The organism is Lelliottia sp. RD5 (assembly GCF_056032945.1).
In genome coordinates this window covers 725,293-737,829 of the sequence record NZ_JBVYHQ010000001.1, presented here as the reverse complement: position 1 = coordinate 737,829, position 12,537 = coordinate 725,293, and the positions used below count along the sequence as shown (strand labels likewise).

The following is a 12,537-nucleotide window of genomic DNA, read 5'->3' as shown; positions in this document are numbered from 1 at the left end:
AGGGCCGTTAGCTCGGGACGATCATTAGCCTGCTGCTCAAGTACGTTCAGAAACATTTTTCTCTCCCGACGCATGAGTCCATGGGGCTTCCGGCAGATCGGTCAACAGCCTCAGCAGCAGGCTGCCATGGTTAAGCGCCGAGTGTCCGCCAGAAAGCTCACCGGCCATAATTTGAGGATCATATTGATAATATTTTCCCCATTCTGATGCTGCGCTACCCAGTCGCGCTGGGTCAGCAGGCATCAGGAGGAGGGGGTGCAGGTTCAGGCGATGAAAGGTGTTACGGATTTTTTTCGTACCGGTAAAGACAATCCATGAAAAATGGTAGTGCGTGAGCACCTGGCAAAGTGCGGCAAACATAATGCGTGCGCTGGCTCCGTCTCGGGCTGCGAAATTACCAATTTCGACGATCGTATTGCGAGAGACAGGCTGCATCAGGCGTGCAGTGAGTAACGTCTCAATAGGATTATCGAGATAATTTTCAAGATAGAGTGCTCCATGAGAGGCAATCTGTACGCCACTGGCCGCCTGGAGTTCACCGTTTGCATCATAAAGACCCAAGAGCCATGGCAAACAACGTGAAATTGACGCACGATAAACCTGATGATAATTTTCGCGAATCAGTGCTGAAATTTCATTCTGTTCGTATTCGCCATGAAGCCATTTAAGTGTGTAAGGGGGCATTATTCGCATCATCAAACCTCTCATATCAATATTATCAATATGAGTGATTATTATTATGACAACCTTAAGAGAGGTTATTTATTTGATGAGGCCGAGGCTTTGTTGAATTAAGGTATTCTTAATAATAAACCGCTAAAACTCACGCATACATCAAAAAAAGGGTTCCAAGAATGAAAAGAAATTACGCCAACAGTCAGATAGCTTTTCACTGGCTGGTATTAATAGCTATTGTCATAGCCTATGCCGCGATGGAATTAAAAGGTTTCGCGCCGAAGGGCAGTTCGACTCGTGCGACAATGGCGATAGTTCACTATACAGCTGGCTTCAGCGTGCTGGCGCTGATGGTTGTCAGAGTTGTACTGAAGGTCACACGTCGTGACCCCGAAATTATACCCGCGCCGCCGCGCTGGCAAATTGTGGCTTCAAAAGCAGTTCATGGATGCTTGTATTTGATGTTTCTCATTTTGCCGTTTCTTGGGGTCGCGTCACTTTACTTTGGTCAGGTAGAGTGATCATTCTTTGGAATAACGATGCCCATAGCCAGCAGCCTGAATACAGCTACACAGTATAATCTTAAAGAGTTGCATGAACTTATCGCCAATGCCGGATATTTTCTTATCGGGTTTCATGCTCTTGCAGCGTTGTTCCATCATTACATTGTGCGCGACAACACGCTTGAGAGAATGTTACCGCTGTTAAATCGACAGAAATGAAAATTAAGAACTCTTTACTGTGAACGTGTTTTTACTTGAAAAATGAACGCCATGCCGAACACTTGCGTTATTATCAATAACACCCTCAATTAACAAATAAAAATAGTACGTTGCTGCAAGCTTTGCGGTGTGGTGGAGAAGAAAAAGACCCGATTTCATCATATCGATTGCAGCAATGAACAGACAGACACTGACCAGACAGGCGATGGATTCAGGAATTAAGGCGCAGGTCATTTTTCATTTAGCTACCCCATGAGCGATGACAAAAAAAGTAGCCTGCGACATGCAGGCTACTTAATTTTATCTAACGACCAGTACAGGACATTTGGCATGTCGTACAACTGCGGCAGCATTTGAACCTAACAGATACGTTGATATATCAGGTTTATGGGATGCAATTATAATTAAATCAGCACTTACCATTTCAGCGAGTTTAAGAATTTGATCCTTCGGTGAACCCGTTACGGCATGAGTCTGTATTTTGTCTGCAGGGATTTTGAATTGCTTCACAATTTCATCCAGTTTTGATAAGGCCGCATGCTGGAATTCTTTCATCTTCGGCATTTCTACTGAGTAGGCTAAACCTAAAGATGAATAATAAGGTTGCGAAGGAATAACAGTAAGAAAATGGACTTTTGCCGTGTTAAGAGCTGTATGCGCCTGAACATAAGGAATGACCATGTGTGTCAGGTCATCCTCGGAAATGTCAATTGGAACCAAAATTGTGTTGTACATTTGATCCTCCTACGTGTTTTGCCCCATTAAGGTTAGGCTCATAATTCCTGGAAAACAGAGAGCTGGATGCCATAATGGGGAAAAGTTTATTCTGCCAATATTTGTATTGTCAAACCTGGATTTACACAGGTGTTATCGTCAGGGGTTAAAATCTCTCAACTATGAAATAGTTAATTGAATTAAGAGCGTTTTGAATGAATATATCATCATGTGTTAACGATAATTATTATCAAATAATTAAATTTTAAAATGCGGAAAATATTCACATTTTTGGCAGAGATATTTCTGAGGTGTTTTTATTAAGTATTGAATACGTTACCAAAATATCTATTGAGTAGAATAATCGAACGACACGCAATGAAGAGGTATTTAAAATTCTCGCTTTGGATCGTCACAATACGCTCTTTTTTCTACCCCACATCCGCAGCCTGGTGCGGTGAGAGCCTGTCACGCATCGACAAACTATCCACGGGTATTGCTTATGGGACATCAGCCGGGCAGGCCTGATTCTGGACGTTAACGATGCCCGATAAGATCAGTCCATCCCAATCGGCTGCAATCGACGTACCTGGCAGTATTCAATGCGCTGGGACCCGTCATATACTCGCGTAACCTCCCGGTTATGTTTTTTGCCTTTCATCTCTGCGCATCAGGGGAGTCTGAGATGCTCAACCAAATAATCAATTAATACACGCTGGGCCTGAGGCATTTTTTTATGTGAAAGATAAACCGCGCTTACAGACAACCTGTCGAGCTCATACTCCGGCAGCAGCGCAACCAGTCTCCCCGCCGCGAGCTCCTGCTCTACGGCATACAGAGGCAGCATGGCTACACCCGCCCCCAACTTCGTCGCCTTAAAAAGGATCGCAGCCTCGTTGGTACTGATGCTGCCCGTTACCGGCAGGTTGACAATGTCGCTCTCTTTATGGAACCGCCACGCGCTCTGGCCAAAGTAGGTATAGGTAAGACAGTTGTGATGTTTCAGGTCGCTCAGGCTGGCTGGTGTGCCGTGTTTGTCCAGGTACGCGTGGCTGGCGCATAAAACGGAAGAGCAGTACCCGAGGTTGCGGGCATAAAGGTTGGGAGCAAGTGTGCTTGACGTGCGGATAGCCAGATCGATACCTTCCTCGGCCAGGTCAACGGTTCTGTCCATGATTTGCAGATCAACCTGTATTTCCGGATAGGCAATAAGGAAGTCAACCAGCAGCTCCGTAAGGCAAAATTCCGCAAAGATGGAATTGGAGGTGATCTTAAGTTTGCCCTTGGGCACAGGAACACTGCCGGGTCCCATGGCTGCAAGCCCATCCGTCAGAGTCCGAATGTCCTGACACAGCAAAAGGGCCTGTTCACCGGCTACTGTCAGGCTGAGTCTGCGCGTTGTCCGGTGAAGCAGGCGCGATCCTGTCCACTCTTCCATCAGGGCTATGTAGCGTGAGGCCATAGCCCGCGATAAGCCCAGATGTTCCGCCGCCGCTGAGATGCTGCCGCGTTTGACCGTTTCCGAAAACACTTCCATCGCCGTAACTCTGTCCATTCGTTCACCTCATGCAACAATGTGTCTACTGTATGCCTGTTTTTCATATTGCGTAATCTAATTATGATCAACACAACTGATTAAAGGAGGGTGCACTATGCACATCGAAAAGCTGCAGTACATTTTTGACCCGCTTTGCGGCTGGTGCTATGCCAGCGCGCCAGCCCTGCATTATCTGGCCCGACACCACGGCGACCGGCTTGAGCTGATGCCCAGTGGCCTGTTCAGTGATGAGGGGGCTCGGCAGATTACGGCCCAGTGGGCTGAACACGCATGGGCCAACGATCAGCGCATTACATCGCTGACCGGACAGCCGTTCAGCGAGAGCTATCACCAACTTCTGCTGTCCGGTACCCGTTTTGATTCGACCTACATGAACCGCGCGCTGACCGCTTTTCAGCACGCCGGTGCAGCCGCAGAGGCGGGCCTGCTCCACGTTCTTCAGCACGCCCGCTACGTTGAGGGTCGCGACACCTCTCGATGCGATGTGGTGGCGGATATCAGCGCCACCTGGGCGCAGGAACACGGTGCTGAGGGTGATGCGGATGATCTGACCAGCCAGTTTGAAGATGATGCCGCGCTGCGCAACCAGACTGAACAGCGCATCGCCCGCGTAAAGCGACTCATGCACGAAAAAGGCGTGGGAGGCGTGCCCCTGTTGATTGCGACGGCGTATGGGAAAGAACATATCATCAGCGGTTACGATCTTTACAGAGGGGAAGAAAGCATCAGCGCAGCGCTGGCCGCACTGGCATAACGCAAAACGCAAAACGAATTTTCACACGGTGGTGACTGAAATGGCAAACGTCGCAATCGTATTGTTCACGGGTTAAGGACATACTGCCGTAGCAGGCAGAGGCCATTAAGCAGGACGCGTAAAGGGTAGTAGGGGCCTACATCACCGCTCTGCGTATCGATGATAACGCCGGACTATCTGGTGGCAGATTTGACCTGTAGGCCAGGCAGGAGCCGGAATTGCACGGGGCAAATTTCAGAAGGAATACGAATGAAATATTTACTGGGCAGTGCATTGATTGTCGCGAGTTCATTATCTTTTGCTGGTGCGCCTGCTCCTGTTGTCGACACCGAGGCGGGTAAGGTTCAGGGATACCGTACGGAAGAGGGCATCTTCATTTATAAAGGGATCCCCTATGCGGCCAACCCCTTTACCCCGGAACGACGGTTTCAGAACCCTCAGTCCGTGCAGCCCTGGCAGGGTATAAAAGCAACCCTCTCTGACTCGCCCGTGCCGCAACCGGGAAGAAGCTCAGCGCAACGGCTGGTCGGTCATGCCGGCGACCTGACCCTCAACATATGGCGGCCTGACAATATTGAAGGGAAATTGCCCGTCATGGTGTGGATCCCCGGAGGAGCCTGGATCAGGGAAGATGCCACAGAGTCTGTTTATGACGGAAGCGTGTTTGCTAAAAAAGGCGTCATGGTTGTCACGGTAAACTATAGGGTGGGCGTGGATGGCTTTATGCATTTTGCTCAACGTCCAGACAACCGCGGCATTGCAGACCAGATTGCTGCGCTTAAATGGGTTCAACGGAATATTGCAAACTTCGGAGGCGATCCGGGCAGAGTGACACTCTTCGGGCAATCCGCAGGAGCGGGAAGCGTCGCCATCCATTTAGGCAATCCAGAGACCAAAGGGCTTTACCAGCAGGCTATTTTGCAAAGCCCTCCGATGCAATGGATTAGCCCGGCCGATGCAAGCCGAATCACCCGGCAATTTACCGACAATCTGGGGATTCCTGCCGACCCCGAAGCCGTCGCCAGGGTGCCTTTTGAGGATCTGGTTCAGAACGTCCTGAAAGTCGGAGAGCAAATCAAAGATACAGCCCAATGGGGAAGGCTTTCTCTTGGCGGCACGGCATTTTTGCCGGTTGCGGACGGTAAAATCATCATCAAAAGCCCCATGGAAGATCTGGCGATGACGGACAGCAATCGCGTTCCTGTGATTGTGGGCAGCACCGACAGCGAGTTCAGACTCTATTTGCTCCCCGGTGACGGCATACAAAAAATCACTATTAAGGATGTGAACACGGTGATTGATGAGCTGGGTCTCCCTGCTAGTGCTCTGCAGGCTTATACAAAAAACAGTATCAGTGCGGAAAGTCCGGGCGACATTTACGCCCAGATCATGTCGGACTATACGTTCAGGATGCCGGCGCTGAACATAGCCCGTCTGTTGAGCCGTAATCAAAACACGTGGTTTTATGACTTTTCCTGGCGGTCAACAGCCTACAATGGCCGTCTGGGCGCCGCCCATTTTGTGGATGTGCCCTTTACGTTCGGAACGATTCACACAAAAGAAGCGGAAAACTTTGTCGGCGTGAACCCGCCCCAGTCTTTGTCTGACAGTATTAATAATGCCTGGGCCGCCTTTGCTAAATATGGCAATCCGGGGTGGCCGCATTATTCAAACAACGACAATAAGACGATGGTGTTTGATACCACAAGCCGGATAGAAACTCTCAAGGATCCTCAAATTTCGGCACTGTGGGATAAATTCCAATACTGACTATCCATTTACTGTGGCCTTAATGGCTGTAAGGCGTGTTCGGCAAGAAAGGGTTTTCGTTCTGGTTTCACTGTCCGGCTTGTAACCATGATGGTAAACCCTTTCTGCCTGCCGTGTCGTTTAATTACAACGTACTGAAATAATGATTATTTTTTAGTTATGGCTTTGTTATGAGAGTTCCCATGAGCTGTGCCTTTAAAAGCCACCAGGCAAACATTTCAATCATATCGGACGCTGCGTTACGCCTTGGGTGTTGGTCTGCAACCACGGCGTTCGGCTTCTGGAGTCCGTTCTTACTCTCGTCCACGTCAGCCATGTTACAAAAGCAGACGTCTCATAAGGATAAGGCATAAGCCAACGATCAAAGTATCAGGGCTTATTTTTATCGCATTTCGTTATCGGGTCTCGATTAATATAATCTAACGAAACCAGAAATCGGGATGCGACCATGAGCGATATTGCCAGGCCTGACCACAATCCTTGGGCTCTTTTTCTGATCTTTCTTCGACTGGGTCTGACCTCCTTTGGCGGCCCGATTGCCCATTTGGGCTACTTTCACGATGAGTTTGTGACGCGGCGGAAGTGGCTGACCGAGCGCAGCTATGCGGACCTGGTCGCTCTCTGCCAGTTCCTGCCAGGGCCTGCAAGCAGCCAGGTCGGCATGGCGATCGGGTTGTTCCGATGTGGTTATACCGGGGCGTTAGCTGCATGGGCTGGCTTCACGTTGCCATCAGCAGTGGCGCTGATCCTCTTTGCGCTGGGGATGGCCAGCGACGGGAATGTGATGCCGTTGGGGGTGCTGCAAGGGTTAAAGGTGGTGGCCGTAGCGGTGGTTGCACAAGCTGTATGGGGTATGGCTCGTAATCTCTGCCCGGATACACCGCGTATCGCCATCATGGCGGCAGTGACCTGCTTTGTGCTTCTTGTGCCGTCTGCATGGGGGCAGGTGGGGGCTATCGTCATTGCTGCTGTCATTGGTCTATTGCTGTTTAAACCCCAGAAGAGGTCAATACATGACCCGCTGCCGATCGCCATACGGCGTCGTGTCGGATTGTTGTGGCTCACATTGTTCTTTGTGCTACTGACAGGGTTGCCATTGCTGACGGCGATGTTTCCAAATCAGACTTTATCACTGGTGAGTGTCTTCTACCGGGCCGGTTCACTGGTATTTGGGGGTGGGCATGTCGTACTACCGTTGCTGCAAGCTGAAGTGGTGCCTACCGGCTGGGTAAGCAAAGATACATTTCTGGCCGGCTACGGTGCTACCCAGGCCGTTCCTGGCCCCTTGTTCACCTTTGCGGCGTTTCTCGGCGCTTCACTAAATCATGGACCCTCCGGCTGGTTCGGCGGCCTGATCTGTCTGCTGGCGATCTTCGCGCCATCATTCCTGTTGATCGTGGGTGCCTTACCTTTCTGGGAGCATTTTCGCCGCAACACCCGTGCTCAAGCGGCATTATTAGGTGTTAATGCGGCCGTGGTTGGCCTGTTGGTAGCAGCCCTCTATCAACCAGTGTGGACGAGCGCGATTCACACACCGCAAGACTTCATCCTGGCGCTTTTGGCACTGGTTGCTCTATTGTTCTGGAAGTTACCGCCGTGGCTGGTTGTGGTGAGCAGTGCTATTGCGGGCTGGTTGTTCAGTGTAGCCCTGTGAGTTTAGGGACGTATTGGGGCAAAGGGTGCATGTTGAAGTCTGCTTTTGGCCCTATATTTTTGTTGCGGGAAACATTCAACCTACTGAAATTAAATAATATTTAAGTAATCACAGTAGGTTGAAAGATTTGGCACTAATAAAATGGAACAATCAGCGTTTTCATAAACGCATCCGGATGACAACGTAATCAGGTTTCCCAGGCGTGCGGAGCGAACAGATAGCCTTTGTTACGCACGGTTTTGATGCGGTAGGGTTCGGTCGCGTTATCCAGCAATTTTTTTCTCAGGCGCGAAATCGCGACGTCAACGCTGCGATCCATCCCATCGTAACTCACCCCGCGCAAGTTTTTCAGCAGCGCGTCGCGATCCATAATCTGACCGGCATGCGTGGCAAGCTCCCACAGCAGGTCGAAATCGGCAGTCGAAAGGGCGACATCCGTGCCCGACAGCAGAACCTGACGATTCACAGGGTCAATAGATAGCGTGCCGAAGCGCATGGCTTTGTACGGTGTAAGCGCCGGAGACGGCATTTGATTTTCTGCGGCGACACGCTGGCGTAAATGAAGACGCAGGCGCGCGAGCAGAACAGCAGGCGGCGTGGTTTTAAGAATGTAATCGTTCGCCCCCATTTCCAGTGACAGAATGTGGTTCATGTCGCTATCAAGCGAGGTGAGCAAAACGATAGGGCCATCCCATTGCGCGCGCAAATCGCGACACACGGTCATACCGTCTTTTCCGGGCAGCATGATATCCAGCAGGACCAGATCGGGTTTTTCACGCAGCACAACCTCTTCTGCGCGGTCACCGCGTGGCTCAACGATGACATCCATATCGTGTTTTCCGAGGTAGGCGGCGATAAGCTGGCCAACTTCGGGTTCATCCTCAACAAAAACGATCTTATTCATAAAACGTCTGTATCGCGAAAAATGTCAACATACACCGCGTCACCTCAACCTTCCATTAATCTTTCATAATTATCCTCAGTTCCGCTATTGTGGCCGTTATTGTTATTTGATTGTTAAGGGAAAAAGATGGCGCTTTTGTTTAAGGCGGCGCTGGGTGCGCTGGTGGTGGTATTGATAGGTCTATTGGCGAAAACGAAAAATTATTATATTGCTGGCCTGATTCCGTTATTTCCGACGTTTGCGCTGATCGCCCACTATATTGTGGCGTCGGAGCGTGGGATTGACGCGTTGCGCACGACCATCGTGTTTGGCATGTGGTCCATTATTCCCTATTTTATTTATCTGCTGTCGCTGTGGTATTTCACGGCGATGATGCGTTTACCCCTGGCGCTGGGCGGGGCCGTGGTGTGCTGGAGCCTCAGCGCCTGGGTGTTAATTTTCTTCTGGAGCCGTTTTCACTAATTCAACGGACGACCGCCGTCGACACCAAACGAACGCCCAGTGACATAGCAGCTGGTCAGCAGATAATCGATCAGGTCGATCACTTCTTTTTCGCCCGGCACAATTTTCATCAGCGATTTATTCAGCGCTTTCTGACGGTATTCCGCGTCGTCTTCTTCGTTAAACAGAATTAACGAAGGTGCGATAGCGTTGACCTTTACCTCCGGCGCCAGTTTGCGGGCGAACGAGCGGGTCATGTTATCCAGCGCGGCTTTGCTTGCCGCATAGGCAATATGCTTATCGCTGCCGCGCTCGACAACATAATCGGTGAAATGAATAATGTCGCTGGCGGCGTGGCCCTGACCGCGTAGTAATTCTTCGAGCGCATGATTCAACAGATAAGGCGCGTGAACGTGGATCTGCAGCATGCAAGCGAGCGTTTCGCTGAGCGGTGTGCTGGGGGTTTCAGCCTGCCATGCGCTGGCATTATGAATAATGGCGCGCAATCCGCGGGTGGTGGACTTCACCGTTTCGGCAAATCTCAGAATCCCTTCGTCTGTAGAAAAATCGGCCTGAATGCAGGTGGCTCCTGCCTGGCGTAATCCTTCTATCGAGGGATATTCGTTGCGATAGCTCACGATAACCGGCTGGTGAAGCGTGAGAAAGTGGTGGGCAAGGGCGAGGCCGATACGTCGGCCTCCACCGGTAATCAGAATGGGGCGTTGTGGCGCTTTTCCCATCGTGTTCTCCTTTTCAGTTCGACAATGGGAAAGAGTGCGCTTATCCCATTAACATCCACGTTGCCGGTACGGATGCAACCAGTAACAGACCAATCAATGCCAGTTCGCGTCGTTTCAGCGCGTGGCTGAGCTGATGCGTGCGGCGGGCATAAATAAATACCAGCAAACCTGGCGCGTAAAGCACCACTGAAAGCAGCAGATGCATTGGCCCGGAAGCATACAGTAACCATAACCCATAGAGACAAGCACCGACACCCACCACGTAATGCACGGGACGGGTGGCTATTTTTAGCAAATAGGCGCCAACAAGGAAATAGGGTACCAGAATCATCTCGGAGGCAATGGTCAGCAGGGTGTTATAGTCCGAACCTGTGAGCCAGATCAGCACCAGACAGACCTGGACGCTGATGTTGGTCAGCCACAGAGACGCTGAAGGCGCGCTGTTCTGGTTCTGACGCGCAAACAAGCGCGGGAAAGCTTTGTGCGTGGCGGCAAGAAAAGGCACTTCTGCTGCCATAATCGTCCAACTCAGGTACGCGCCGCACACCGAAACAATCAGCCCTGCAGCTATCACCACATCGCCCCAGGACCCCATCATTTTGACCATCAGGCCTGCCATGGAAGGATTACGCATTTGCGCCAGTTCGGGACGGGCAACAACACCAATAGACAGCAACGTGACCAGCAGATAGACGCTTAACGCAGCCAAAACCGCCAGCAGCGTGGCGCGCCCGACATCGCGTTTATTGCGCGCCCTTGCCGAAACCACCACCGCGCCTTCTACCCCAATAAACACCCACAGCGTGATGAGCATGGTGTTTTTGACTTGTTCCCAGACCGGGACGCCCAGCGCCACTCCGCTGAAATCAAGGGTGAAAACGTCGAGACGGAACGCGACAAACGCCAGGACGATAAACAGGCCCAGCGGAACCAGTTTCGCCAGCGTCGCGACAAGATTAATGCTCGCCGCCGTCTGCACGCCACGCAGGACCAGAAAATGGACAAGCCACAGCAGAACTGACGCACCGACAATAGATTGCCAGGTGTTGCCATCGCCAAAGAAACGCAGTTCAGGGGTATCGGTAAAGAAACTCAGGGCAGAGAAAACAATCACCAGATAGGAGACGTTGGCGATGACGGCGCACAACCAGTAGCCCCAGGCGGAACAAAAGCCGATTAACTCGCCAAATCCAGCCCGCGCGTAAGTGAATATTCCGCCATCTAAATCCGGGCGGATACGCGTCAGCAATAACATGGCAAACGCCAGCAGTAGGATCCCCACGCCGGTGATGGCCCAACCGATGAGCAACGCCGCAGGGCTTGCGACTTCGGCCATATTCTGCGGCAAACTGAAGACGCCTGCGCCCAGCATGGAGCTTAAAACAAGCGCAGTTAATGCGCTCAGGCCAAGTTTCTTTTCCATTGGCTTCCTGTTATGAAAGGTCCAAATCCAGAATAATTATTTCGCACAGGCGCATAAAAATGGTGGATCACACTAAGGCGCGGGATTTTACGGAGTGTCTTGCTGGCATGCAATGATGTGAGGCAGAATTTCGATCAAATTAAGAAAAAAGGCGGCATTGCGCCGCCTTTTCAGATCCGTGGTGCTGTTACTTGTACAGGTCGGCGCTGATGGTGATGTTATTACCACGTTCCTGCCACTGGCGGGTGATGTGATAATACTTAGCCCCTTTCTTCTGCGCGCGTTTGGCAACCTGGTACGAAATTTCCGTCATGTTGCCGTAGTTGCCGGTGAACTTCACGCTGTCGAACGGAACCATCTGCGCTGCGGCAGCTTTGTTCAGCTCTTCAATTTTCGTGCCGTCCGGCAGGGTCACGGTATAGCGACCCCCTTTAGAGGATTGCGTTTCGAAGAAACGGCCCACATCAGAACTTGGTGCAGCAGAGGTTGCCACGCCTGGAATCTCAACGGCCTTAGCCGCTACACCGCCGGTCGCCAGCGCCGCACGTCCAGCTTCTGAATCCGCTGGAATCGCATCCGGGCTCTGCAGAACACGTTTTTTCGCATCAGCTTTATAGATATAAGCAGTGATACGCTGATTGCCGCCCTGGTTAGCATCCACCTGGCGCACGATATAGAAAGAGGCAGCCCCTTTCGCTTTCGCGGCTTTGGTGATGGCGTCGTTAACTTCTGGCTGGCTGCGATAGAAACCCTGAACAGTCACGGTGTCGAAAGGCTCAAGTGCAATAGCCTGGTCTTTTGGCAGTTCCGTTACGCCGTTAATTACGCGATTTTTTGGCGCGTCAGCTTTCGGGGCATCTTGTTTATAAAGCGCAACCGTAACGCGTTGGTTACCGCTGTTACCATGGTCGGAGCTATCAACCACGTAGAATGAGGCTGCGCCGACTTTATCGGCCAGTTTTGATGCGGCTGCTACGGCTTCGCTGATGGTGTTATAGCGACCCACGATAACGGTCTGATCGAAAGGTTTTAACGCGGCCGCTTGCTCCGGCGTTAACTCTGTTGCAGCGTTAGCAGACAAGGCGGTCACAGAAAGAAGTACGGACGCCAGGAGAGTGTTCTTAAGCTTCATAAAAATAATCCTTCGCCATGCGCAAACCAGGTGCTGGTGTTGTTGTTAAT

11 protein-coding genes and 1 pseudogene are annotated in these 12,537 nt (G+C 51.1%); 5 read left to right on the top strand and 7 right to left on the bottom strand.

The features are described 5' to 3' along the window. Positions 1-36 precede the first annotated feature (36 nt). The gene (locus AC0LWE_RS03675) at positions 37-684 is read right to left on the bottom strand and encodes a thermostable hemolysin (protein ID WP_245004253.1); all 648 of its coding nucleotides are present in this window, start codon (positions 682-684) and stop codon (positions 37-39) included. Between the two features lie 170 nt (positions 685-854). Here AC0LWE_RS03675 and AC0LWE_RS03670 point away from each other — a divergent pair. Then, positions 855-1,397, top strand: a pseudogene (locus tag AC0LWE_RS03670) (cytochrome b). Positions 1,398-1,697: 300 nt separating this feature from the next. Here the strand turns inward: AC0LWE_RS03670 and uspF are convergent. Beyond that, a complete protein-coding gene (gene uspF, locus AC0LWE_RS03665) occupies positions 1,698-2,132 on the bottom strand; it encodes a universal stress protein UspF (protein WP_059178076.1) in 435 nt (144 codons plus the stop codon). A 649-nt stretch (positions 2,133-2,781) separates the two neighbouring features. Further along, positions 2,782-3,666 (bottom strand): LysR family transcriptional regulator, encoded by an 885-nt coding sequence (locus tag AC0LWE_RS03660; protein WP_059178075.1) that lies wholly within the window; start codon positions 3,664-3,666, stop codon positions 2,782-2,784. A gap of 97 nt (positions 3,667-3,763) precedes the next feature. Here AC0LWE_RS03660 and AC0LWE_RS03655 point away from each other — a divergent pair, with 97 nt between their 5' ends. From AC0LWE_RS03655 to chrA, 3 genes are all read left to right on the top strand, one after another. Continuing rightward, positions 3,764-4,423, top strand: a complete 660-nt coding sequence (locus AC0LWE_RS03655) for a DsbA family protein (RefSeq protein WP_202666870.1) — start codon at positions 3,764-3,766, stop codon at positions 4,421-4,423. 249 nt (positions 4,424-4,672) lie between these two features. Further along, positions 4,673-6,193 (top strand): carboxylesterase/lipase family protein, encoded by a 1,521-nt coding sequence (locus AC0LWE_RS03650; RefSeq protein ID WP_219346649.1) that lies wholly within the window; start codon positions 4,673-4,675, stop codon positions 6,191-6,193. A gap of 448 nt (positions 6,194-6,641) precedes the next feature. Next, positions 6,642-7,847, top strand: a complete 1,206-nt coding sequence (gene chrA, locus AC0LWE_RS03645; RefSeq protein ID WP_219346648.1) for a chromate efflux transporter — start codon at positions 6,642-6,644, stop codon at positions 7,845-7,847. A 187-nt stretch (positions 7,848-8,034) separates the two neighbouring features. On the opposite strand, the gene rstA is transcribed toward chrA, so the two are convergent. Further along, positions 8,035-8,751 (bottom strand): two-component system response regulator RstA, encoded by a 717-nt coding sequence (gene rstA / locus AC0LWE_RS03640; protein ID WP_131487469.1) that lies wholly within the window; start codon positions 8,749-8,751, stop codon positions 8,035-8,037. A 126-nt stretch (positions 8,752-8,877) separates the two neighbouring features. Here rstA and AC0LWE_RS03635 point away from each other — a divergent pair, with 126 nt between their 5' ends. Continuing rightward, the gene (locus AC0LWE_RS03635; protein ID WP_202666867.1) at positions 8,878-9,213 is read left to right on the top strand and encodes a GlpM family protein; all 336 of its coding nucleotides are present in this window, start codon (positions 8,878-8,880) and stop codon (positions 9,211-9,213) included. Here the strand turns inward: AC0LWE_RS03635 and folM are convergent. The 3 genes from folM to ydgH form a co-directional block, all read right to left on the bottom strand. Beyond that, a complete protein-coding gene (folM, locus tag AC0LWE_RS03630) occupies positions 9,210-9,932 on the bottom strand; it encodes a dihydromonapterin reductase (protein WP_059178069.1) in 723 nt (240 codons plus the stop codon). The two genes, AC0LWE_RS03635 and folM, sit on opposite strands and share 4 nt — an antisense overlap. A gap of 40 nt (positions 9,933-9,972) precedes the next feature. After that, complete coding sequence (locus AC0LWE_RS03625) at positions 9,973-11,355, bottom strand: amino acid permease (protein WP_012017240.1); 1,383 nt, start codon at positions 11,353-11,355, stop codon at positions 9,973-9,975. Between the two features lie 187 nt (positions 11,356-11,542). Then, positions 11,543-12,487, bottom strand: a complete 945-nt coding sequence (gene ydgH / locus AC0LWE_RS03620) for a DUF1471 family protein YdgH (protein WP_219346647.1) — start codon at positions 12,485-12,487, stop codon at positions 11,543-11,545. Positions 12,488-12,537 lie beyond the last annotated feature (50 nt).